This is a genomic window from Modestobacter sp. Leaf380 (genome assembly GCF_001424485.1).
Classification (GTDB): Bacteria; Actinomycetota; Actinomycetes; order Mycobacteriales; family Geodermatophilaceae; genus Klenkia.
Genome location: NZ_LMQC01000020.1, coordinates 368,146 through 391,301, shown reverse-complemented (window position 1 = coordinate 391,301; position 23,156 = coordinate 368,146). Strand labels below are relative to the sequence as shown.

The window sequence follows — 23,156 nt, the reverse complement described above, 5'->3', positions numbered from 1 at the left end:
GAGTCGACCACGGCGACGACCGTCCCGACCGGCGCTCTGCCACGAGGCGTCCGGGAACGCCCGGGTCAGGCGCCGACGTAGGCCGCCAGGTGCTGCCCGGTGAGGGTGGACCGGTCGGCGACGAGCTCGGCCGGCGTCCCCTGGAAGACGACCCGGCCGCCGTCGTGCCCGGCGCCGGGACCGATGTCGATGATCGCGTCGGCGTGCGCCATGACCGCCTGGTGGTGCTCGATGACGATGACGGACCGCCCCGAGTCGACCAGCCGGTCCAGCAGGCCCAGCAACTGGTCGACGTCGGCCAGGTGCAGGCCGGTCGTCGGCTCGTCGAGCACGTAGACGGTCCCGCCCTCTCCCATCTGGGTGGCCAGCTTCAGCCGCTGCCGCTCGCCGCCGGACAGCGTGTTCAGCGGCTGCCCCAGGGTCAGGTAGCCCAGGCCGACGTCGACCATCCGCTCGAGGACCTTCTGCGCCGCGGGGGTCTTCGCCGCACCCGCGCTGACGTACTCCAGCGCCTCGGTCACCGACAGGGCCAGGACCTCGGCGATGTTCTTGCCGCCGAGGGTGTACTCGAGCACCGCGGCCTGGAACCGCCGCCCCTCGCACTCCTCGCAGGGGGTGGAGACGGTGCCCATCGTCGGGATGTCGGTGATGATCACGCCGGCTCCGTTGCAGGCCGGGCAGGCACCCTCGGAGTTGGCGCTGAAGAGCGCGGGCTTGACCCCGTTGGCCTTGGCGAACGCCTTGCGCAGCGGCTCGAGCACCCCGGTGTAGGTGGCCGGGTTGCTCCGCCGGGAGCCCTTGATCGCGCCCTGGTCGATGCTGACGACGCCCTCCCGTCCGGCCACCGACCCGTGCACCAGCGAGCTCTTGCCCGACCCGGCGACGCCGGTGACCACGGTGAGCACGCCCAGCGGGACGTCGACGTCGACGTCGCGCAGGTTGTGCGTGCTGGCACCGCGCACCTCGAGCACCCCGGTCGGGGTGCGCACCGACTCCTTGAGCCGGGCGCGGTCGTCCAGGTGCCGTCCGGTGAGCGTGCCGCTGGAGCGCAGTCCCTCCAGCGAGCCCTCGTAGACGATCTCGCCGCCCGCGGTGCCGGCCCGTGGGCCCAGGTCCACCACGTGGTCGGCGATGGCGATGGTCTCGGGCTTGTGCTCGACGACCAGCACGGTGTTGCCCTTGTCGCGCAGCTGGAGCAGGAGGGCGTTCATCCGGTCGATGTCGTGCGGGTGCAGGCCGATGGTCGGTTCGTCGAAGACGTAGGTGACGTCGGTGAGCGAGGAGCCCAGGTGCCGGATGAGCTTGGTCCGCTGCGCCTCTCCCCCGGACAACGTCCCGGCCGGGCGGTCGAGGGACAGGTAGCCCAGGCCGATGTCGGTGAAGGCGTCCAGGGTGTCGCGCAGGGACTCCAGCAGCGGGGCGACGCCGGGGTCGTGCAGCCCGCGGACCCACTCGGCGACATCGCTGACCTGCAGGGCGCAGACCTCGTCGATCGACTTCCCGGCGACCTTGGAGGACCGGGCGGTGGCGTTGAGCCGGGTGCCCTCGCAGTCCGGGCAGGAGGTGAAGGTGACCGCGCGCTCGACGAAGGCCCGGATGTGGGGCTGCATGGCGTCGACGTCCTTGACCAGGAAGGACTTCTGGACCTGCGGGATGATGCCGAGGAAGGTCAGGTTGATGCCCTCGACCTTGATCTTGGTGGCCTCCTTGTAGAGCAGGTCGCGCAGCTCCCGCTCGGTGAAGTCCCGGATCGGCTTGTCGCAGTCGAAGAAGCCGCAGCCCCGCAGGATGCGGCCCTGCCAGCCGTCCATCGACCAGCCGGGGATGGTCAGCGCACCCTCGTTGATGGTCTTGGTCTCGTCGTAGAGCGCCGCGCGGTCGAAGTCGGTGACCGAGCCGCGGCCCTCGCACCGGGCGCACATGCCGCCCTGCACCCGGAACTCCTTGCGCTCCACCGCACGTCCGGCGGCCGGGTCGCCCTTCTCCACGGTGAGCCCGCCCTTGCCGCTGACCGTGGCGGTGTTGAACGAGAACGCCTGCGGGGAGCCGATGTGGGGCTGGCCGAGCCGGCTGAAGAGGATCCGCAGCAGGGCGTTGACGTCGGTGGCGGTGCCCAGCGTGGACCGCGGGTTGGCGCCCATCCGCTCCTGGTCGACGATGATCGCCGTCGTCAGGCCCTCGAGGACGTCGACGTCGGGCCGGGCCTGGTGCGGCATGAAGCCCTGCAGGAACGCCGGGTAGGTCTCGTTGATCAGCCGCTGGGACTCCGCGGCGATGGTGGCGAAGACCAGTGAGCTCTTGCCGGACCCGGAGACACCGGTGAAGACCGTCAGCCGCCGCTTGGGGATCTGGACGCTGATGTCCTTGAGGTTGTTCTCCCGGGCGCCCACGACCCGGATCAGGTCGTGGGTGTCCGCGGCGTGCGGAGACCCGGGGGTGACCTGCTCGGCGGTGCTCATGGCGTCTCCCTCGGCTGGGCCCCCACGGGCCCCGGTCGTGTGCGGCGGTGCGTGTCTACCGGACCCGGGCCCAGCGGGGTACTCCCCGGCCGGGTCAGTCCATGAGCGGGTCGGCGTCCTCGCTGGCGGTGAAGGCGGCCCAGAGCACCGCGTACGGGCCCTCGACCCCGACCAGCTCGTCGTGCGGCCCGCTCTGCACCACCCGGCCGTGGTCCAGCACGACGACCCGGTCGGCGCGGGCGGCGGTGGTGAGCCGGTGCGCGACGACGATGGTGGTGCGCCGGTGGGCCAGGGCGTCGGTGGCCCGGTCGACGGCGGCCTCGGTGGCCAGGTCCAGGCTGGCGGTGGCCTCGTCGAAGAGCAGCACGTCGGGGTCGACCAGCTGCGCCCGGGCCAGCGCCAGCAGCCGGCGCTGACCGGCCGACAGCGACCGGCCGCGCTCCCCCACCCGCGTCCGGTAGCCCTCGGGCAGCGAGGTGACCATCGCGTGCGCGCCCACCGCCCGGGCCGCCGCCTCCACCTCGGCGTCGGTCGCCTCGGGCCGGCCGTAGGCGACCGCGTCGCGCACCGTGCCCTCGAACAGGTAGGCCTCCTGCGGCACGACCCCGAGCCGGGCCCGGTACCCCAGCAGGTCCAGCTCCCGCAGGTCCGCGCCGTCCACCTGCACCGCGCCGGACGTGGGGTCGTAGAACCGGGCCACCAGCTTGACCACGGTCGACTTCCCGGCGCCGGTCTCCCCCACCAGGGCCACGGTCTCCCCGGGCTCGACCCGCAGGCTGACGTCGCGCAGTGCGGGCGTGGCCGCCCCCGCGTAGGCGAACGTGACGTGGTCCAGCACGACCTCCCCACGCAACGGCCCCACCGGCCGCGGGTCGACCGCGGCCGGGGTCGAGGTCGGCGTGCGCAGCAGGTCACGCAACCGGCGGAGACCGACGGCGGCCTGCTGGTAGCTGTCGAAGACCTGGGACAGCGACTGGACGGGCGAGAAGAAGGTGCCCACGTAGAGCAGGAAGGCGACGAGCACACCCGCCGTGATGGTGCCGTCGGTCAGTCGCGCGGCCCCCACCAGCAGCACCGCGGCGACGGCGATCTCGGACAGGAACTCGACGAAGGGGAAGTAGGTGGCGATGTAGCGCTGGGCGCGCAGCCGCACGTCCCGGTAGGCGGTCGCACGCTCCCGGAAGACCTGCAGGGACAGCTCGGTGCGCACCGAGGCCTGGGTGACCCGGACCCCGGCGACGTCCTCCTGCAGCCGGGCGTTGACGGCGCTGACGCGCTCGCGGGCCTCGGTGTAGGCCGGCACCGACCGCGACCGGAACCACCAGGTCGCCACGACCAGCACCGGCAGCGTGGCGACCAGCACCAGGGCCAGCTCGGCGTCCAGCAGCACCAGCGCGACCAGGACGCCGACGAGGGTGAGCACGCTGACCACCGCGGTCGTGAGCCCGGTCTGCAGGAACGCCGACAGAGCGTCGACGTCGGTCGTCATCCGGGTCATGATCCGGCCGCCGAGCTCGCGCTCGTAGTAGTCCAGCCCCAGCCGCTGCAGCTGGGCGAAGGTCTTGACCCGCAGCGTGTAGAGCAGCCGCTCACCGGTCTTGCCCGTGAGCCAGGTGGAGCCGATGGTCACCGCCCAGTCGGCAAGCACCACGCCCAGGGCCAGCGCGGTGATGCCCATGAGGGCGCCCAGCGACCCGGCGGCCACGCCGCTGTCGATGCCGCTGCGGACCAGGGCGGGCACCGCGATCTGCGCACCGGCGTCGGCCGCGGTGAGCACCAGCGCCGCGGCCAGGGCCCAGCGGAAGGGCCGCAGCAGCCCGGCCAGGGTGAAGCCGGGGTCGGCCGCCCGGGCCCGGGCCGGGGGCACGTCGGGTTCGTCGTGGGTGGGCGGCAGTGCGGCGACGAGCCTGCGGAGCCCCGGCGTCGGGGCGGCGTTGGCCTGGGCGGACCCGCGGCCGCCGATCGAGGCCTCGGCGCCGCGCACCGGTCCGTCGTCGGACCGCCCGGGCGCCTCGACCTCCGGCCAGGCGGCGCGGTCCACGCCACCGACCGCCGGCACCGGCTCGGGCTCCCGCTCGGACTCCTCGACCCCGGAGAGCAGCAGCCGGTAGAGCGCGGAGCGCTCCTCCAGCTCGGCCGCGGTGCCGGTGTCGACCACCCGGCCGCCGTCGAGCACCGCGACCCGGTCGGCGAGGGCCAGGGTGGACCCGCGGTGCGCGACCAGCAGGGTGGTGCGCTGGGGCGCCCCGACGCGCAGCGCCGCGTGGATGCGGGCCTCGACCGTGGCGTCGACGGCGGAGGTGGCGTCGTCCAGGACCAGCACCCGGGGGTCGGTGAGCAGGGCGCGGGCCAGCGCGACCCGCTGCCGCTGCCCGCCGGACAGGGTCAGGCCCTGCTCCCCGACCACGCTGTCGTAGCCCTCGGGCAGCTCGCCGATGAACCCGTCGGCCTGGGCGGCGCGGGCGGCCGCGCGCACCTCCTGGTCGGTGGCGTCGGGCCGACCGAAGGCGATGTTGGCGCGCACCGTGTCCGAGAACAGGAAGTCGTCCTCGAACACGACGCCCAGCGCCCCGCGCAGCGCGTCGGTCTGCAGCTCGCGGACGTCGACCCCGCCCACCCGGACCGCGCCGCCGGTCACGTCGTAGAACCGGGACAGCAGGCTGACCACGCTGGACTTGCCCGATCCCGAGGTGCCGATCAGCGCCAGGGTCTCCCCCGGCCGCACCGACAGCGACACCCCGTCCAGCACCGGCGTCCCGCCCTCGAAGGCGAACGCGACGTCGTCCAGCTCCACGGACAGGGGGCCCTCGGGCACCGGCCGGGGGCCCGACCGGAGCACCGGCTCGGTGTCCACGACCTCCAGCACCCGCTCGACGCCGGCCCGGGCCTGCTGGCCGATGACCAGCAGTGCCGCGAGCTGACGGACCGGTGACACCAGGGCCGCGAGGTAGGTCGCGAAGGCCAGGAAGGTGCCGATGCTGATGGAGCCCTGCAGCGCCAGCCAGCCGCCCAGGCCGAGCACGCCCACCTGGCCCAGGGCCGGCACGGCCTGCAGTGCCGGGTTGTAGCGGGAGGTGAACCGCACGACGCGCATCCGGGCCCCGAACAGCCGCCGGGCGCCGCCGTCCAGGCGGTCCAGCTCACGGTCCTCCTGGCCGAAGCCCTTGACCACCCGCACCCCGGTGACGGCGGCCTCGACGTCCCCGACGACGGCGCCGGCCTGCTGCTGGGCCGCCCAGTTGGCCGGGAACAGGTCCCGCCGGGAGCGCAGCGCCAGCCACCACAGGGCCGGCCCGACGGCGAGTGCCACCAGGGTCAGCAGCGGGGACAGCCAGGCCATCACGACGATGGAGACCACGAAGAGCAGGGCGTTGCCGGCCAGGTTGGGCAGGAAGGCCAGCAGCCCCTGGACCAGGGTGATGTCGGAGATGGACCGGCTGACGACCTGGCCGGTCTGCAGCCGGTCCTGGGCGGGCCCGTCGAGCCGGGACAACGCGCCGGCGACGTCGTTGCGCAGGTCGTACTGCACGTCCAGCGACAGGCGGCCGGCGAGGTACCGGCGGACGAAGCCCGCGCCGAACCGGACCGCCCCGGCCCCCACCAGCAGCCACACGTAGGGCGCCACGGACCGCGTGCCGCCGGCGACCACGTCGTCGACCACGGCCCGGACCACCAGCGGGACCCCCGCGGCGATGACCGAGCCGACCAGGGCCGCCGCGAAGGCCCCGACCAGGTCGCCCCGGTGGCGCAGGCAGTACCCGACCAGCCGGCGCAGCCAGCCGCCCCGGTCGGTGGCCGGGGTGTCCGGGGTGGCCCGGGTGGTCGAGGGGGCCGACGCGGGGCGGGTCTGCAGGTCGGCGGGCGGCACGTCCCCAGTGTGCGCCCGGGGTCCGACAGTCCCGGGTGGGAAGCTGCGGGGGTGGCGGACAGGGGGCTCCGGGCACCGGCCTGGCTGGAGGAGCTGGTGCGGACCAGCCGGCCCGCCGTGCCCTGGCGCGACGTCGTCCGGTTCGCCGTCGTCGTCCCGGCACCGTTGGTCGTCGTCGCCACCGTGGGCGGCGGCCTCGACGACCCGGCCGCGTTGGGCGCCGGCGTGTTCGGCACGACCGGCGCGCTCGCCGCGACGCTGGCCCCGCAGGCCTCCGGGCCGTTGCGGACCCGACTGCGACGGGTGCTGGCGGCCGCGCTGTTCGGGGCGCTAGGGCTGGTCGCCGGGCAGTACGCCAGCGGCGAGGGCTGGCAGCCCGTCGTCGTCATCGGGGTGCTGTCCGCGGTCGCCGCGCTGATCAGCTCGATCGACGCCGCCCTCTCCCTGGGGGCACTGCAACTGCTGGTCTACACCGCGCTGTCCTCCGGTCTGCAGACCTCGCTGTCCACCGGCGCCGAGATCGGCTTCTTCGCCGCAGGGGCGGTCTGGGCCACCGTCGGCGTCCTGGTGCAGGCCCGGACCGAGGACCTGGACCCCGACCGGGACGCCGTCGGCGGGGTCTTCACCGCCCTGGGCGACCTGCTGGCCGCGATCGGCACCCCGCGCACGGAGGACGCCCGCCGCGAGCTCACCACCGCGCTGAACACCGGCTACGACCGGGTGATCCACAGCCGCAGCACGTCCGCCGGGCGCAGCCGGGAGCTCGCCGAGCTGGCCGGTCTGCTCAACGCCGCCGCCCCGCTGGTCGAGGGGGCGGTCGCAGCGGCGCGGGCCGGCGTGGAGCCCGACCCGGCCGACGTGACCGCGGTGCACGCCCTGGCGGCCGCGGTCACCGGGCGCCGGCCCCTCGTCGGGGACCGGCCGCCGGCCGTGACGGAGGGGCCGACGACCACCCGGGCGGTGCGGCACGGCGTGCGGTTGGTGTGGAACCTGGTCGGTGACCCGGAGGAACGGGCGTCCGCGGCAGCCGAGCTGCCCCGCCTGGACCTCCGGGTCCGGGTCCGGGACCTGCTGGACCGCACCGTGGGCAACGCGGACTCCCGGTCCTTCGCCGTCCGGCTGACCGCCTGCATGGTCGTGGCCGAGATCGCCCGCCAGCGGCTGCCCATCGAACGGCCCTACTGGGTCCTGCTGACCGTGGCGATCGTGCTCAAGCCGGACTTCGGGTCGGTCTTCACCCGGGCCGTGCAGCGCGGCGGCGGCACCCTGCTCGGCGTTCTGCTGGGCTCGGCGCTGCTGGCGGTGCTGCCGCGCGACGGCTGGGTGCTGTTGGCGATGGCCGTGGCGGCCGGCGTCCTGCCGTGGGCCCGCAACGCCAACTTCGGGCTGTTCTCGGTCTTCCTGACACCGCTGGTCATCATGCTGCTGGACCTGGCCTCCCCCAGCCGCGCCGGCCTGGTCGGCGCCCGTCTGGTCGACACCCTCATCGGCTGCGCGATCGTGCTGGTCGTCGGGTATGCCCTGTGGCCGCAGACCTGGCGGGCCCCGCTGGACGACGCGCTGCGCGGCGCCACCGTCGCCCTGGACCGCTTCGTCGACGCGGCGTTCACCGGCACCCCCGTGGAGACCCGGCGGGCCCGTCGGCTGGACTACCGGGCCCTGTCGGAGCTGCAGACCCAGCTGCAGCGCCGGCTGGCCGAGCCCCCGCCGATCAGCACCCGGGCCGCCGCCTGGTACCCGGTGATCATCCAGCTGGAGCGCACCTCGGACGCCGTCACCGAGGCCGTCATCGCCATGCGCGCCGGGGCCGAGATCCCACCGCCGGGGCAGGTGCACGTGCTCCGGCGGGCGATCCGGGAGCTGGACCAGGACCTGCGGCTGCACCGGTTCCCCGACGACGCCGAGATCCACGCCGAGGGGGTGCTGGCCCCGGTCGCCCGCGAGGTCGACGCGGCCCGCCGGTTGGTGCGCGCGCAGGCCCCGGGACGACGGGACGCCGACGGGACCTGAGGAGGGTGGGCGCGGAGGGTCTCGAACCCCCGACCGCTCGCTTGTAAGGCGAGAGCTCTACCGCTGAGCTACGCGCCCGGGGGCGGGGTGCGCCGTGCGCACCCCGCCGACGGGATCAGGCCGCCAGGGCGGCGACGGCGTCCTTCCAGCCGGTCTGCGCGCGGGCGTCGCCGGGGCCGTTGACCTCGGCGAAGGCGACCTTGCCCTCGGCGTCGACGAGGAACGTGCCCCGGTTGGCCATGCCGGCGACGTCGAAGAAGGCGCCGTAGGCCTTCGCGACCTCGCCGTGCGGCCAGAAGTCGCTCAGCAGCGGGAAGTCGAAGCCCTGCTGGTCCTTCCACGCCTTCAGCGTGGGCGCGGGGTCGCAGGACACGGCGACGACCTTCACGCCGGCGTCGGTGTAGGTGGCCAGCTCGTCGCGCAGCTGGCACAGCTCACCGGTGCAGATGCCGGAGAAGGCGAACGGGTAGAAGACCACCAGCACCGGCGTGCCGCGCTGCTCGGCCAGGGAGAAGGGCTGGCGGTCCTGGTCGTTCAGCGTGAAGTCGGGGGCGGTGTCACCGACGGAGAGGCTCATGCCCCGATCCTGCCCCACCCGGTGACCCGGGCGGGAGCCGGATCAGCGCTTGGAGCGGGCGGCCTTGGGCGTGACCAGGCGGATGCCGGCCCACTCCTTGGCCGCGGAGATGCTGCTGGTCTGCTGCAGGCCCGCGGTGGGCGCGGCCTCGGTGACCTCGCCGGGCTCGACGTGGCCGGCGCGGCCGGACTTCGGCGTGAGCAGCCAGACGACGCCGTCGTCGGCCAGGGCGGCCAGGGAGTCGACGAGGGCGTCGATCAGGTCCCCGTCCTCCTCCCGCCACCACAGCAGGACGACGTCGGCCACCTCGTCGGAGTCCTCGTCGACCATCTCGCCGCCGGAGATCTCGACGACGGAGTCGCGCAGGTCCTCGTCGGCGTCCTCGTCCCAGCCGAGCTCCTGCACGACCATGCCCGGCTTGATCCCCAGCCGGGCCGCCATGCTGGCGCTGCCCGAGTCGACGCTCATCCCTACTCGTCCTCCATGTGCTCAGTGAACCTGGTCTGTGTGTCCGGAGTGCGTCACGTCACCGCGACGCGCCCGGTCGGTGCGTCAGTGTGTCCGACGACGGCGCCGAGCGGTAGCCGGGTACGCCATCCCGGGTGGTGCGACCTCCCCGGCGACCCCCGTCAGGGCCCCCCGCGCGCGACGTCCCGGGGGCGCCCGACCGGGACCGGCAGACTACGGGCTCGACGACGTCCCGGCGCAGGTCACGGGGCCGTCACCGACAGGTCACCGCCGCGACCACTGTGGACACGTCCGGAGGCGGCGTGACGTCGGAACACCGGACAGGAGACGATGTGCACATGAGCGCCACGCAGCAGTCGGACGGAGAACCCGCCCGCGAGTCCGGCACCCCCCGCGCGGTCATCACCGACGGCCTGCCGAGCCAGTTGATCGACAACGACCCCGACGAGACGAGTGAGTGGCTGGAGTCGTTCGACGCCGTCGTCGACCACGCCGGCAAGGGCCGCGCCCGCTACCTGATGCTCCGCATGCTGGAGCGCAGCCGCGAGCAGCAGGTCGGCGTCCCCGCCCTGCGCAGCACCGACTACATCAACACGATCCCGCCCGAGCGCGAGCCGTGGTTCCCGGGCGACGAGGACGTCGAGCGCCGGATCCGCGCCTATCATCCGCTGGAACGCCGCGATCATGGTCCACCGCGCGCAGCGGCCCGGGGTCGCCGTCGGTGGGCACATCTCCTCCTACGCCTCCTCCGCCTCGCTCTACGAGGTCGGCTTCAACCACTTCTTCCGCGGCAAGGACCACCCCGGCGGCGGCGACCACATCTGGTTCCAGGGCCACGCCTCCCCCGGCATCTACGCCCGCGCCTTCCTCGAGGGCCGGCTCACCGAGCACCAGATGGACGGCTTCCGCCAGGAGGTCAGCCACCCCGGCGGCGGGCTCTCCAGCTACCCGCACCCCCGGCTCATGCCGGACTTCTGGGAGTTCCCGACCGTGTCGATGGGCCTGGGCCCGATCAACGCGATCTACCAGGCCCGGTACAACCGCTACCTGCACTCCCGCGGCATCGCCGACACCTCCGACCAGCACGTCTGGGCGTTCCTGGGCGACGGCGAGATGGACGAGCCGGAGTCCCTCGGCGCGATCGGCATCGCCGCCCGCGAGGAGCTGGACAACCTCACGTTCGTCATCAACTGCAACCTGCAGCGCCTGGACGGCCCGGTCCGCGGCAACGGCAAGGTCATCCAGGAGCTGGAGTCCTTCTTCCGCGGCGCCGGCTGGAACGTGCTGAAGGTCGTGTGGGGCCGCGGCTGGGACAAGCTGCTGGCCGCCGACCGCGACGGCGCCCTGGTGAACCTGATGAACCAGACGCCCGACGGGGACTACCAGACCTACAAGGCCGAGGACGGCGCCTTCGTCCGCGAGCACTTCTTCGGCCGCGACCCGCGCACCCGCAAGCTGGTCGAGGGCATGACCGACGACGAGGTCTGGGCCCTGCAGCGCGGTGGCCACGACTACCGCAAGGTCTACGCCGCCTACAAGGCCGCGATGGAGCACAAGGGCCAGCCCACGGTCATCCTCGCCAAGACCATCAAGGGCTGGACGCTGGGCAGCCACTTCGAGGGCCGCAACTCCACGCACCAGATGAAGAAGCTGACCGCCGAGGACCTGGTCGACTTCCGCGACCGGCTGTACCTGCCGATCCCCGACGAGGCCCTGGACAAGACCCTCCCGCCGTACTACAAGCCGGACGAGAAGTCCGACGAGATGCAGTACATGCTCGAGCGTCGTCGCCAGCTCGGCGGTGCGGTACCCCGTCGCCGGGCGGCCGCCAAGCCGCTGAAGGCCCCGGAGGAGAAGGCGTTCGACGTCCTCAAGCGAGGGTCGGGCAAGCAGGAGGTGGCGACGACGATGGCGTTCGTCCGCCTGCTCAAGGAGCTGCTCAAGGACCCCGAGCTGGGCCCCCGCTTCGTCCCGATCATCCCGGACGAGGCCCGCACCTTCGGGATGGACAGCCTCTTCCCGACGCAGAAGATCTACTCCCCGCACGGGCAGACCTACACCTCGGTCGACCGTGAGCTGATGCTGGCCTACAAGGAGTCCACGTCGGGCGTGATCCTCCACGAGGGGATCAACGAGGCCGGTTCCACCGCGTCCTTCACCGCCGTCGGGTCCTCCTACGCCACGCACGGCGAGGCGATGATCCCGCTCTACATCTTCTACTCGATGTTCGGCTTCCAGCGGACCGGCGACGCCTTCTGGGCCGCCGGTGACCAGATGGTCCGCGGGTTCGCCCTCGGTGCCACCGCCGGCCGGACGACGCTGAACGGCGAGGGCCTGCAGCACGAGGACGGGCACTCGCTGCTGCTGGCCGCGACCAACCCCGCCGTCGTCACCTACGACCCGGCGTTCAGCTACGAGGTCGGGCACATCGTCAAGGACGGCCTGGCCCGGATGTACGGCGAGGACCCCGGCGCACCGCAGGGCGGGGACCGCAGCCCGAACGTCTTCTACTACATGACGATCTACAACGAGGCCTACCGGCAGCCCGCCGAGCCCGAGGACCTGGACGTCAGCGGCCTGCTCTCGGGCATCTACCGGCTCAACCAGGGCCCGTGGATCGACGATGCGAAGAAGGCGCAGATCCTGGCGTCGGGCGTCGCGGTGCCGTGGGCGCAGCGCGCCCAGGAGCTGCTCGCCGCTGACTGGGGCGTCTCGGCCGACATCTGGTCGGTCACGTCGTGGACGGAGCTGCGCCGCGACGCGGTCGAGGCCGACGAGTGGAACCTGGACAACCCGGCCGAGGAGGCGCGGGTGCCCTACGTGACCCGCAAGCTCGCCGACGTCGAGGGCCCGGTCGTGGCGGTCTCGGACTGGATGAAGGCAGTGCCGGACCTGCTGGCGCCCTACGTCCCCGGCCTGGTCTCCCTCGGCACCGACGGGTTCGGCCTGTCCGACACCCGCCCGGCCCTGCGCCGCCACTTCCGGGTGGACGCCGAGTCGATCGTCGTCCGCGTGCTGGGCGAGCTGGCCAAGCGCGGTGAGATCGAGCGCTCCGTCGTCGCCCAGGCGGTGGAGAAGTACCAGATCACCGACCCGGGCAAGGCGCCGGTGGACACCACCCAGGACACCCCCGCCACCTGACCCACCCCGCCCCACCCCCGGCTCCACCCTCCCCGGCTCACCCTGCACCGGGGACCTTGGATCAGGGGCGTTCACCAGAGTCCGTCCTCCCCCACGAGAAGTCGTGCGGGAGGACGGACTCTCGTGTGGGTGGAGGGCACCCGGTAGCACGCGGAGACCACCGGCGCTGCCCGCCCTCCCCACCCGGGGTCCTCGTCCACCGAGGGGGTCGAGGCCCCGTGGGATCAGCACGACGCCGAGACGCTGGCCCGCATGGACCCCGAGATCCGCATGGCCATGAGCAGACACGGCGACGTCTTCGCAGCAGCTGATGCCCGGCGCGCCGGCGTCGGTCGGACGGCGATCGGTGCCCGGCTCCGGTCCGGTGAGTGGTGGCGCATCCGGTACGGCGTCTACACGACCGGCGACACCTGGCGGTCGGCATCGAGTGACGGCGACGGACACCGGCTCGAGTGCGCGGCCGCCGTCCTGAGGCTGGGCGAGGGGGTGACCGTCAGCCACGCGTCGGCAGCACGGCTGCACGGGCTGATCGTCCCCAGCTCGGCCGACACGACCGTGCGGCTGACGCACCCCGCCCAGTTCCGGACCGGCCGCGGCTACCGGGTCACCGAGGCAGCCCTGCCACCGGGGGACGTCGTCCGCCTGGGCGCCGTCCGTGCGACGTCCCTGGCCCGGACACTGGTCGACTGCGCCCGGGAGTGGGGTGTCCAGGACGGCGTCATCGCCATGGACGACGCGCTGGCCGACGGCCGCTCGACCCGGGCCGACCTGACGGCCGCGGTCCTCCGACAGTCCCACTGGCCAGCCATCGGGCAGGCTGCCAGAGCGGCCGGCCTGGCGCGGGTGGGCGCACACTCCCCGCACGAGACGCTGACCCGGCTGGCCGTGGGCGCAGCCGGTCTGCCCGAGCCGGTCCTCCAGGCGGCGGTGCTCGTGGGCGGGCACCTGGTCGGCGTCGTCGACATGCTCTTCGACGACGCCGGGGTCTTCGTCGAGAGCGACGGGCGGGTCAAGACCGACGACCCGTGGGGTGGCCGGACGCCGGCCGAGGCGCTGTGGGCCGAGAAGGCACGGCACGACTCGTTGTTGGACCTCGACCTGCGCGGCGTCCGGGTCCGTCCGGCGGACCTGTTCACCCCGTGGCCCGCCAAGGCCGAGCGGATCCGCGCCCTGCTCGCGGCTGGGCCGGCGGCCGGACCGCGCCGCTTCCGGGTGGAGCAGTGGCGGGGTGGGCTCCGTCGGGCGCCCCAAGTCCCGGCTGCACGAGCCGCGTGCGCCTGACAGCTCGGCGTCCTCCCCGACGAGAGTCCGTCCTCCTCGACGACATCTCGTGCAGGAGGACGGACTCTGATCAGGGACCCTGATCCACGCTCACCGGGGCCGGGTCAGGGGCGCAGGGCCTGCAGCGCCATCTGGGCGTACACCGCGACCCCGGCGGGGAAGCTCGCCTCGTCGAAGACGACCAGGTTCGAGTGGTTGCCCGGGGACTCGTCGGGGACCAGGTCGGGCGGGCAGGCGCCGAGGAAGGCCATCGCGCCGGGGACCCGCTCCAGGACGTAGGAGAAGTCCTCGGCGCCCATCAGCGGGTCGGGCATCGGCACGCTGGCCTCGGCGCCCAGCAGCTGCGCGGCCACGGCCTCGACCTGGCCGGCGACGACGGCGTCGTTGACGGTCACCGGGTAGCCCTCGACCCGCTCGAACTCGGCGACCAGCTCGTGGGCGTCGGCGATGCGCTCGGCGATGCGCTGGACCCGGGCGACGACGTCGGCGCGACGCTCGGCGGACAGCGTCCGGATGGTCCCCTCGAGGAACGCGGTCGCCGGGATGATGTTGTTCGTCGTCCCGGCGCTGATGTGCCCGACGGTGACGACGGCGGGGTCGAAGACGTCGACCCGGCGGGTGACCATCGACTGCAGCGCCAGCACGATCTCGGCCGCGACCGGGATGGGGTCGGCGGTGACGTGCGGGGTGGAGGCGTGGCCGCCGGCGCCGCGCAGGGTGACTCGGAAGTGATCGGCGGCGGCCATCATCGGCCCGGGCCGCACGTTGATCGTGCCGGTCGGGAACGAGGTGCTGATGTGCAGCGCGAAGGCGCCGGTCACCGGCGCCTCCGGGACGACGTCGAGCAGGCCCTCCTCCAGCATGAAGCGGGCGCCGTGGTGGCCCTCCTCCCCCGGCTGGACCATGAAGACGACCTGGCCGGCGATCTCCTCGCGCCGCTGCGCGAGCAGCCGGGCCGCGCCCAGCAGCATCGCGACGTGGGTGTCGTGGCCGCAGGCGTGCATCGCGCCGTCGATCTCGGAGGCGAAGTCCAGGCCGGTGTCCTCCTGCAGCGGCAGGGCGTCCATGTCGCCGCGCAGCAGGTAGGAGGGGCCCGGCCGGGAGCCGCGGAGCACTGCGACCACCGACGTCGTCGACGTGCCGGTGCTGACCTCGACGGGCAGGTCGGCGAACGCCTCGAGCACCATCGCCTGGGTCTCGGGCAGCTGCAGCCCCACCTCGGGACGGCGGTGCAGGCGGCGGCGGAGGTCGACGGTGCGGTCTGCGTCGGCGCGGGCGGCGGCGAGGAGCTCAGCGGCGGAGGTCACCGGCACAGTCTGTAGCACGGCTCAGCACCGGGACGCGTCTCAGTCCTGGGCCCACGCGGGCCGGGCAGCGTCCAGCTGCCAGACCAGCACGGTCGCCGGGCCGGTGACCGTGCCCCGGTCGCCCGAGGTCACCGCCGTCCGGCTGGCGACGACGCGCAGCCCTTCCGGTGGCTCGACCGCCTCCCCCGCGCGCAGCCGGGCCACCCACAGCCGGGCGTCCGGGCGGTCGAGGTCGACCCAGCCCCGGGTCCGGTCGGCGGCCCACCGGACCACGCCGTGCCGGGGCGGCTCCCCGACGACGGCGGCCCGCAGGTACGTCTGGAGCACGTGGGCGCCGTCGGCCCCGGCGACCTCGTCGTGCGTGAGCCCGCTGCCCGCGCGGAGCACCGCCACGTCACCGGGGCGCAGGGTGACGCGGCCGCCCCAGTTGTGCGCCAGGGAGCCCGAGACCAGCACGGCGACGACGTCGACGTCGGCGTGCGCGTGGGTGCCGTACCCGGCGCCGGGGTCCAGCCGGTCGTCGGCGATGCGCAGCAGCGGTCCGGTGGAGCCGTCCAGCGGGGCCAGCAGCACCCGGGACTCCAGGCCGTCGGTCACCCCGCCTCCCGTCCCGGCAGCGCGGCCCGCCCGCCCGGCAGCCCGCCCAGGAGCAGGGCGACCAGCAGCGTCCAGGCGGTGCCGAACGCCCAGCCGGCGAGGACGTCGCTGGGGAAGTGGACGCCCAGCAGCACCCGGGTGGCCCCGACCACGAGCACCAGCGCGACACCGGCCGCCAGCCACCGGCGGCGGGCCGTGGCGGTGAGCCGCGGCCAGGCGAGCACCAGCGCCGTCGTCACCAGGCAGGCGATGCCGGCGGAGTGGCCGCTGGGGAAGCTCAACGAGTCGTAGCGGGCACCGCCCTCGGCGAAGTCGGGGCGGACCCGGCCGACCAGCTCCTTGAGGCCGCTGTTCAGCACGCCCACGCCGACGGTCGCGAGCGCGACCCAGCCCGCCGTCCACCAGCGGTGCCGGGTCAGCAGCCAGACCAGCACGGGCAGGAAGACGACCGCCCGGGACACCGACAGGCCCGGCGCGGTGAGCACCTCCAGCAGGACCGACACCGCGGTGGACCGGTCGTCACCGGCGTAGAACGCCTGACCGAGCGAGGCGTCCAGCCGCAGCTGCGGGGCCCAGCCCGTCAGCACCCCACCGCCGAGCAGGGCCACCACGACCAGCCCGAGGACGACGGCGAGACGGGCTCGCCGTGCGGCCCGCTGCCCCTCCGTCACCGTGATCACCGGGTCAGCCTCCCCCACCGCAGCAGCGGGTGACACGCTGACACGGTGAGTGCGTCCCCACCGTCGGAGACGACGCTGCGCCGGTTGGAGCGCGCGTCGGGCTCCCTGGCGACCCAGGCGGTGGCCCGGATGGACGACACGCTGCCCTGGTTCCGGACCATGCCGGCCGACCAGCGGTCGTGGGTGACCCTGGTGGCGCAGGCCGGGATCGCCTCGCTGGTGGAGTGGTGCCGCAACCCCGGCCGCCCGCCCCGGCTGACCGGCGAGGTCTTCGGGGCCGCCCCGCGGGCGCTGGTCCGCGCCGTCCCGCTCAAGCAGACCGTCGACCTGATCAAGGTGGTCGTCGAGGTCATGGAGGACCGGGTCGAGACCGTGGCGGAGAAGGGCGAGGCCGATGCGCTGCGGGTCGCCGTCCTGCAGTTCAGCCGCGAGGTCGCCTTCGCCACCGCGCACGTCTACGCCACCTTCGCCGAGGACCGCGGCGCCTGGGACGCCCGGCTCGAGGCCCTCGTCGTGGACGCGCTGGTGCGCGGCGAGCAGTCCGAGGAGCTGCCCTCGCGGGCCGCGGCCCTGGGCTGGGCGACGACGGCGCCGGTCACCGTGCTCGTCGGCCGGACGACGCCCGACGTCGCCGACGTGCACACCCCGGTCCGCCGGGCGGCGCGGGCGATGCGTGCCGAGGTCCTCGTCGGGGTGCACGCCGACCAACTGGTCGTCGTGCTGGGCGGGGTGCCCGACCTGGCGCCGGTCGCCGAACGGGTCAGCCGCGAGTTCGGTCCCGGACCCGTGGTGAGCGGTCCGGTCGTGGACTCCCTGGCCCTGGCCGCCGAGTCCGCGGCCGTGGCACTGGCCGGGCTCCGCGCCGCCGCCGCCTGGCCGGGGGCACCCCGGCCGGTGGCCGCTGACGACCTGCTGGCCGAGCGCGCGCTGGACGGCGACCCGCTGGCCCGGGCGGCTCTCACCGAGCGGGTCTCGCTGCCCCTGCAGGCCGCCGGCGGCGAGGTGCTGGACACGGTGCGGGCAGTGCTGGCCAGCGGGGGCAACCTGGAGGCCACCTCACGGGCGTTGTTCGTGCACCCCAACACCGTCCGGTACCGGTTGAAGCGGGCCACCGAGCTCACCGGCTGGTCGGCCACCGACCCGCGCGGCGGGTGGACCCTGCAGGTCGCGCTGGCCCTGGCCGAGCTGGAGGGGCAGCGCTCGCTCTGGAGCTGACCCGCCCGGCGCTGTGAACTCCCCCACCGACACACCGTGCAGTCCCGGGTGGACACGGCCCCGGTTGTGGGGATCCTCCAAAGGAACACCGGTGTTCTTCGTGGCTGCCACCGACCCACCGGAGGGTCGGGACTGGCACGGTTGTCCCGTGCTCGCCGTCCTCGCCCCTGGTCAAGGGGCCCAGAAGCCCGGGATGCTCACCGACTGGTTGACGCTGCCGGGCGCCGAGTCCTTCTTCCGTTGGGCCGGTGCCATCGCCGACGCCGACCTCCTGGAGCTCGGCACCGCCGGCGACGCCGAGGCCATCAAGGACACCGCGGTCACCCAGCCGCTCGTCGTCGCGATGTCGCTGTTCGTGGCCCGCGAGCTGGGCGGCCTGCCCGGTCCGGTCGCCCACACGCCGCAGACCGGCCGGGACGTCGTCATCGCCGGGCACAGCGTCGGCGAGCTGACCGCCGCGGTGCTCGCCGGGGTGCTGAGCATCGAGGCGGCGATCGCGCTGACCGCCGTCCGTGGCCGGGCGATGGCCGAGGCCTGCGCGCAGACGCCGACCGGCATGTCCGCCGTCCTGGGCGGTGACCCCGCGGAGGTGCTGGCCGCCATCGAGGCGCACGGGCTCACCCCGGCCAACCGCAACGGCGCCGGCCAGGTCGTGGCCGCCGGCTCGCTCGAGGGCCTCGCCGCCCTCAAGGCCGACCCGCCGGCCAAGGCCCGGGTCATGCCGCTGTCTGTCGCCGGCGCCTTCCACACCGACTACATGGCCTCCGCCCGCACCCGACTGGAGGGCCTGGTGGGTGGCCTCCGGCCGGCCCAGCCCTCCCGGCTGCTGCTGTCCAACGCCGACGGGTCCGCCGTGGAGACCGGCGCGGGGGTGCTGAACCGGCTGGTGAGCCAGGTGACGAACCCGGTCCGCTTCGACGCCTGCCTGGACACCCTGCGCGGCCTGGGCGTCACCGCCGTCATCGAGCTGCCCCCGGCCGGCGCACTGGCCGGGCTGGCCAAGCGCGACTGGAAGGGCGTCCACGACGTCGAGGTGCTGGCCATCACCGGACCCGCCGACCTGGACCGCGCCCGTGAGCTGATCGCCGCCGAGCGCGGCCGCAACGAGGCCGAGCACTCCCCGGACTGGCGGGTCGTCGTCTCCCCCGCCCGCGGTTCGGTCTCCCCCGCCGACGTCGCCGAGGGCACCCACCTGCCCGCCGGCACCAAGCTCGCCACCGTCACCGGCCGCCGCGAGACCGTCGACGTCGCCGCCGGTTACGACGGCGTGCTCGCCGAGTGGCTGGTCGCCGAGGGCGACCTGGTCGACGCCGGCGACCCCCTGGCCCGTCTCTACCCGGAGGTCTCCGCGTGACCACCATCCAGCTGCCCGTCGGTCCCCCCGGGGCCCGCGTCCTGGGCGTCGGCGCCTACCGTCCCCGGCGCCGGGTCACCAACGACGAGCTGTCCCAGACGATGGACACCAACGACGAGTGGATCCAGAGCCGGGTCGGCATCGCCGAGCGCCGCTGGGCCGAGCCCGACGAGACGCTGGTGGAGATGTCGGTGGCCGCCGGCGGCAAGGCCCTGGCCGCCGCCGGGATCGCCGGCGAGGACCTCGACCTGGTCATCGTCGCCAGCGCCAGCCTGCACACCCAGATCCCCGGCGCCGGCCCCGAGGTCGCGCACCGCCTGGGCGCACTCCGCCCGGGCGCCTACGACGTCAACGCCGGTTGCGCCGGGTTCTGCTACGCCCTGTCCGCGGCGTCGGACGCGATCCGCGCCGGCTCCGCCCGCACCGTCCTCGTCGTCGGCGCGGAGCGGCTCACCGACGTCACCGACCTCACCGACCGGGCCACCGCGGTGATCTTCGCCGACGGCGCCGGCGCGATGGTCCTGGGCCCGGCCGAGGAGCCCGGCATCGGCCCCGTCGTCTGGGGCAGCGACGGCGACCAGCGCGACGCCATCGCGATCCCCGACCCGGACTCCTCGCTCACCATGGCCGGCCAGGCGGTCTACCGCTGGGCCACGACCAAGCTCACCGACACGCTGCAGGCCGCCATCGACGCCGCCGGGGTCACCGCCGCCGACATCGACGTCTTCGCCCCGCACCAGGCCAACCTGCGGATCATCGAGCTGATGGCCAAGCGGCTGGGTCTGCCCGCCAGCACCGTCATCGCCCGGGACGTCGTGCAGGCCGGCAACACCTCCTCGGCCTCGGTGCCGCTGGCGATCGCCGCGCTGCTGGAGTCCGGCGAGGCCAAGAGCGGTGACCTGTGCCTGGTCCTGGGCTACGGCGCGGGGCTCACCTTCGCCGGCCAGGTCCTGCGGCTGCCCTGATCGACCCCACAGACCCCCGGGGCACCCGTCCCGGACCGTCGCGCAGCACCCCGCTGCCGGCCCACACTCGAGAGAGGACCACGCCTTGAGCAGCACCGCGGAGATCCAGTCCGGCCTGGCCGAGATCCTGGAGGAGGTCGCTGGGGTCGCCCCCGCCGACGCCACCCCGGAGAAGTCCTTCACCGAGGACCTCGACGTCGACAGCCTGTCGATGGTCGAGATCGCCACCGCCGTCGAGGACAAGTTCGGCGTCGCGATCCCCGACGACGAGCTGGGCGGCATCAAGACCGTCGGCGACGCCATCTCCTTCATCGAGAAGAACAACGGCTGACTGACGGATCCCGCCGCCACGCGCGGCGGACCCGTTCGACCTGATCCCGGCCCACCCGGCCAGCACCGTCCCGGAGGAACTGCCATGCCCGTCAACACCACCGACGTCGTCGTCACCGGTCTCGGCGCGACCACGCCCCTCGGGGCCGACGTCGCCTCCACCTGGGACGCACTGCTGGCCGGGCGGTCCGGGGTCACCCGCATCACCGACGAGTGGATCCAGCCCTTCCCGGCCCAGCTCGTCGCCCGGCTCGCCCAGGAGCCCAGCGAGAAGATCGACCGGGTCCGCTCCCGCCGGCTGGACCGCAGCCAGCAGGTCGGCGTGGTCGCCGCCGAGGAGGCCTGGGCCGACTCCGGCGCGGGCGAGGCCGGCTACGACCCGCTGCGCATCGCCGTCGTCATCGGCACCGGCATCGGCGGCGCGATGACCCTGCTCGGCCAGGACGACATCCTGGAGGAGAAGGGCCCCAAGCGGGTCTCCCCCTTCACCATCCCCATGCTCATGCCCAACGGCCCGGCCGCCGCCGTCGGCCTCGCGATCGGCGCCCGCGGTGGCGTGCACGCCCCGGTCAGCGCCTGTGCCTCCGGTGCCGAGGCGATCCGCTGGGGCCTGGACATGCTGCGCCTGGACCGCGCCGACGTCGTCCTCGTCGGTGGCGCGGAGGCCTGCGTGCACCCGCTGCCGATGGCCGGATTCGCCTCCATGCGCGCCATGAGCACCCGCAACGACGACCCCGAGCACGCCTCCCGGCCCTTCGACGCCGGCCGCGACGGTTTCGTCCTCGCCGAGGGCGCAGCCTGCCTGGTGCTCGAGCGTGAGGACGCCGCCAAGGCCCGCGGCGCCACCGTCTACGGCAAGGTCGCCGGCGCCGGCGCCACCTCCGACGGCTACGACCTGGTCGCCCCGCACCCCGAGGGCGAGGGCGCCCAGCGCGCCATCGGTGCCGCGCTGCGCGACGCCGGCATGTCCGCCTCCGACATCGGCCACGTCAACGCCCACGCCACCTCCACCCCCGTCGGCGACGTCGCCGAGGCCGCCGCGATCCTGGGCGCCGTCGGCGACCACGCCGCGGTGACCGCCACCAAGAGCCAGACCGGCCACCTGCTCGGTGCCGCCGGCGCGTTGGAGTCGGTCTTCTGCCTGCTCGCCCTGCGCGACCAGGTCGTCCCGGGCACCGCCAACATCGAGCAGCTCGACGAGGCCCCCGCGGTCCAGAAGCTGGACATCGTCCGCGGCGCGCCCCGCAAGGCGACCTTCTCCGCCGCCGTCAACGACTCCTTCGGGTTCGGCGGCCACAACATCGCCCTCGTCTTCACCCGGGCATGACCCCCCTGCGCCCCGTCTCCTGGAGGCCTGCATGACCACCGTCCACCCCTCGCCGACGCTCACCGCGCCCGACCCGCGTGACCCCGAGGACCGGCTCGTCCGGTTCTTCGACCCCGGCACCATGCAGCCCCTGGCCGCCCGGGACACCTCCGGGGTGATGGCGGCCCGCGGGCTGGTCCAGGGCACGCCGGCGATCGCCTACTGCACCGACGCCACGATCATGGGCGGGGCGATGGGCCTGGACGGCTGCCGGCACATCGTCGACGCCATCGACGCGGCGCTGCGCGAGCGGGTGCCGGTCATCGGCATCTGGCACTCCGGCGGCGCCCGGCTGGCCGAGGGCGTCACCGCCCTGCACGCGGTGGGCGAGGTCTTCGCCGGCATGATCCGCGCCTCCGGTCGCATCCCGCAGATCTCGGTGGTGCTCGGCCCGGCCGCCGGTGGCGCGGCCTACGGCCCGGCCCTCACCGACCTGGTGATCATGGGCCCGCTGGGCCGGGTCTTCGTGACCGGTCCGGACGTCGTCCGCTCGGTGACTGGCGAGCAGGTGGACATGGAGGCCCTCGGCGGTCCCGACACGCACGGCCGTCGCTCCGGCGTCGTGCACATCGTGACTGACACCGAGCAGGACGCCCTGGACACCGCCCGCCAGGCGGTCGACCTGCTCGCGGCGCAGGGCACCTTCGCCCCTGCCGAGGGCGAGCCGGACGTGGACCTGTCCGCCCTGCTGCCCGAGGCCAAGCAGCGCGCCTACGACGTGAAGCCCCTGGTGGCCTCGCTGCTGGACGGCCTGCCGCTGGAGCTGCAGAGCCGCTACGCGCCCAACATCATCACCGCGCTGGGCCGGATGGCCGGGCGCACCGTGGGCGTCGTGGCCAACAACCCCCTGCGGCTGGGTGGTTGCCTGGACTCCCCCTCTGCGGAGAAGGCGGCCCGCTTCGTGCGCATGTGCGATGCGTTCGGCGTCCCGCTGGTCGTGCTGGTCGACGTCCCGGGCTACCTGCCCGGCGTCGGCCAGGAGTGGGACGGTGTCGTCCGGCGCGGCGCGAAGCTGCTGCACGCCTTCGCCGAGGCCGTCGTGCCCCGGGTGACGCTGGTGACCCGCAAGTCCTACGGCGGTGCCTACATCGCGATGAACGCCCGCTCCCTGGGTGCCACGGCGGTCTTCGCCTGGCCCGGTGCCGAGGTCGCCGTGATGGGCGCCAAGGCGGCCGTCGGCATCCTGCACCGCAAGAAGCTCGCCGCGGCCCAGCCCGGTGAGCGGGAGGCCCTGCACGCGCAGCTGGCCGCCGAGCACGAGCGGATCGCCGGCGGGGTCGCCCGCGCGCAGGAGATCGGCGTCGTCGACGAGGTCGTCGAGCCCAGCCAGACCAGGCGCCGCCTCGTCGGCGCCCTGGCCGAGGCCCCCTCGGGCCGGGGAGCACACGGCAACATCCCGCTCTGATCGCTCCGAGCACTCTCCGAGCACGCAGCACTGCGGCCCGGCACCCTGGTGGGTGTCGGGCCGCGGTGCGTGCTGGTCCGTCTCGGGGTCGGTCCGGGTCAGGGGGCCGACGGAGTGCGGACGCGGTGGCTGG

Annotated in this window: 17 protein-coding genes and 1 tRNA gene; 9 read left to right on the top strand and 9 right to left on the bottom strand. The window is 74.3% G+C overall.

Annotated features, from left to right (window positions below; translation table 11 throughout):
* Window positions 1–65: 65 nt before the first annotated feature.
* Window positions 66–2,459: an excinuclease ABC subunit UvrA gene (locus tag ASG41_RS17270; RefSeq protein ID WP_056297736.1), complete on the bottom strand. Its 2,394-nt coding sequence runs from the start codon at window positions 2,457–2,459 to the stop codon at window positions 66–68.
* A 94-nt stretch (window positions 2,460–2,553) separates the two neighbouring features.
* On the bottom strand, window positions 2,554–6,327 hold the full coding sequence (locus ASG41_RS17265) for an ABC transporter ATP-binding protein (protein WP_235564870.1): 3,774 nt from the start codon (window positions 6,325–6,327) through the stop codon (window positions 2,554–2,556).
* A gap of 51 nt (window positions 6,328–6,378) precedes the next feature.
* Here ASG41_RS17265 and ASG41_RS17260 point away from each other — a divergent pair, with 51 nt between their 5' ends.
* Window positions 6,379–8,337 (top strand): FUSC family protein, encoded by a 1,959-nt coding sequence (locus tag ASG41_RS17260; protein ID WP_056297733.1) that lies wholly within the window; start codon window positions 6,379–6,381, stop codon window positions 8,335–8,337.
* Window positions 8,338–8,343: 6 nt separating this feature from the next.
* Here the strand turns inward: ASG41_RS17260 and ASG41_RS17255 are convergent.
* The 4 genes from ASG41_RS17255 to ASG41_RS25515 all read right to left on the bottom strand — a co-directional run bounded on the left by ASG41_RS17255 (window position 8,344) and on the right by ASG41_RS25515 (window position 10,068).
* A tRNA-Val gene (locus ASG41_RS17255) sits at window positions 8,344–8,415 on the bottom strand.
* 37 nt (window positions 8,416–8,452) lie between these two features.
* Window positions 8,453–8,914, bottom strand: a complete 462-nt coding sequence (locus ASG41_RS17250; protein ID WP_056297729.1) for a peroxiredoxin — start codon at window positions 8,912–8,914, stop codon at window positions 8,453–8,455.
* 42 nt (window positions 8,915–8,956) lie between these two features.
* The gene (locus ASG41_RS17245; RefSeq protein ID WP_056297727.1) at window positions 8,957–9,382 is read right to left on the bottom strand and encodes a DUF3052 domain-containing protein; all 426 of its coding nucleotides are present in this window, start codon (window positions 9,380–9,382) and stop codon (window positions 8,957–8,959) included.
* 242 nt (window positions 9,383–9,624) lie between these two features.
* Entirely contained in the window at window positions 9,625–10,068 is a 444-nt protein-coding gene (locus ASG41_RS25515; protein ID WP_369800052.1) for a hypothetical protein, read from the bottom strand.
* Here ASG41_RS25515 and aceE point away from each other — a divergent pair.
* On the top strand, window positions 10,067–12,523 hold the full coding sequence (aceE, locus tag ASG41_RS17240; RefSeq protein WP_369800051.1) for a pyruvate dehydrogenase (acetyl-transferring), homodimeric type: 2,457 nt from the start codon (window positions 10,067–10,069) through the stop codon (window positions 12,521–12,523). The two genes, ASG41_RS25515 and aceE, sit on opposite strands and share 2 nt — an antisense overlap.
* Window positions 12,524–12,775: 252 nt before the next feature.
* Window positions 12,776–13,804 (top strand): type IV toxin-antitoxin system AbiEi family antitoxin domain-containing protein, encoded by a 1,029-nt coding sequence (locus tag ASG41_RS17235; RefSeq protein ID WP_056297723.1) that lies wholly within the window; start codon window positions 12,776–12,778, stop codon window positions 13,802–13,804.
* Window positions 13,805–13,908: 104 nt separating this feature from the next.
* Here ASG41_RS17235 and ASG41_RS17230 read toward each other — a convergent pair whose 3' ends face one another.
* From ASG41_RS17230 to ASG41_RS17220, 3 genes are read right to left on the bottom strand one after another with little or no spacing between them, the layout of a single operon-like run.
* Window positions 13,909–15,111, bottom strand: a complete 1,203-nt coding sequence (locus tag ASG41_RS17230; protein ID WP_235564869.1) for a M20 family metallopeptidase — start codon at window positions 15,109–15,111, stop codon at window positions 13,909–13,911.
* A gap of 39 nt (window positions 15,112–15,150) precedes the next feature.
* A complete protein-coding gene (locus tag ASG41_RS17225) occupies window positions 15,151–15,708 on the bottom strand; it encodes a pirin family protein (RefSeq protein WP_056297717.1) in 558 nt (185 codons plus the stop codon).
* On the bottom strand, window positions 15,705–16,388 hold the full coding sequence (locus tag ASG41_RS17220; RefSeq protein ID WP_235564868.1) for a phosphatase PAP2 family protein: 684 nt from the start codon (window positions 16,386–16,388) through the stop codon (window positions 15,705–15,707). Before ASG41_RS17220 ends, ASG41_RS17225 begins: the two co-directional genes overlap by 4 nt.
* A 45-nt stretch (window positions 16,389–16,433) precedes the next feature.
* On the opposite strand from ASG41_RS17220, the gene ASG41_RS17215 reads away from it, so the two are divergent.
* The 6 genes from ASG41_RS17215 (at window position 16,434) to ASG41_RS17190 (ending at window position 23,023) form a co-directional block, all read left to right on the top strand.
* Window positions 16,434–17,603: a CdaR family transcriptional regulator gene (locus ASG41_RS17215; protein WP_056297713.1), complete on the top strand. Its 1,170-nt coding sequence runs from the start codon at window positions 16,434–16,436 to the stop codon at window positions 17,601–17,603.
* 148 nt (window positions 17,604–17,751) lie between these two features.
* Window positions 17,752–18,957 carry an acyltransferase domain-containing protein gene (locus tag ASG41_RS17210; protein ID WP_056298257.1) on the top strand — a complete coding sequence of 402 codons (1,206 nt, stop codon included), beginning with the start codon at window positions 17,752–17,754 and terminating at the stop codon, window positions 18,955–18,957.
* The gene (locus ASG41_RS17205; protein WP_056297710.1) at window positions 18,954–19,922 is read left to right on the top strand and encodes a beta-ketoacyl-ACP synthase III; all 969 of its coding nucleotides are present in this window, start codon (window positions 18,954–18,956) and stop codon (window positions 19,920–19,922) included. Before ASG41_RS17210 ends, ASG41_RS17205 begins: the two co-directional genes overlap by 4 nt.
* 85 nt (window positions 19,923–20,007) lie before the next feature.
* Window positions 20,008–20,253: an acyl carrier protein gene (locus tag ASG41_RS17200; RefSeq protein WP_056297707.1), complete on the top strand. Its 246-nt coding sequence runs from the start codon at window positions 20,008–20,010 to the stop codon at window positions 20,251–20,253.
* A gap of 84 nt (window positions 20,254–20,337) precedes the next feature.
* Window positions 20,338–21,579, top strand: a complete 1,242-nt coding sequence (locus ASG41_RS17195) for a beta-ketoacyl synthase (protein WP_056297704.1) — start codon at window positions 20,338–20,340, stop codon at window positions 21,577–21,579.
* Between the two features lie 31 nt (window positions 21,580–21,610).
* Window positions 21,611–23,023 carry an acyl-CoA carboxylase subunit beta gene (locus ASG41_RS17190; protein ID WP_056297701.1) on the top strand — a complete coding sequence of 471 codons (1,413 nt, stop codon included), beginning with the start codon at window positions 21,611–21,613 and terminating at the stop codon, window positions 23,021–23,023.
* Window positions 23,024–23,156: the final 133 nt, after the last annotated feature.

What these genes read in the sequence shown, in the direction of transcription:
- ASG41_RS17270 (WP_056297736.1), bottom strand. Translation starts at nt 2,459, where the DNA reads ATGAGCACCGCCGAGCAGGTCACCCCCGGGTCTCCGCACGCCGCGGAC.
- ASG41_RS17195 (WP_056297704.1), top strand. Translation starts at nt 20,338, where the DNA reads ATGCCCGTCAACACCACCGACGTCGTCGTCACCGGTCTCGGCGCGACC.
- ASG41_RS25515 (WP_369800052.1), bottom strand. Translation starts at nt 10,068, where the DNA reads ATGATCGCGGCGTTCCAGCGGATGATAGGCGCGGATCCGGCGCTCGAC.
- ASG41_RS17235 (WP_056297723.1), top strand. Translation starts at nt 12,776, where the DNA reads ATGGACCCCGAGATCCGCATGGCCATGAGCAGACACGGCGACGTCTTC.
- ASG41_RS17250 (WP_056297729.1), bottom strand. Translation starts at nt 8,914, where the DNA reads ATGAGCCTCTCCGTCGGTGACACCGCCCCCGACTTCACGCTGAACGAC.
- ASG41_RS17245 (WP_056297727.1), bottom strand. Translation starts at nt 9,382, where the DNA reads ATGAGCGTCGACTCGGGCAGCGCCAGCATGGCGGCCCGGCTGGGGATC.
- ASG41_RS17190 (WP_056297701.1), top strand. Translation starts at nt 21,611, where the DNA reads ATGACCACCGTCCACCCCTCGCCGACGCTCACCGCGCCCGACCCGCGT.
- aceE (WP_369800051.1), top strand. Translation starts at nt 10,067, where the DNA reads ATGGTCCACCGCGCGCAGCGGCCCGGGGTCGCCGTCGGTGGGCACATC.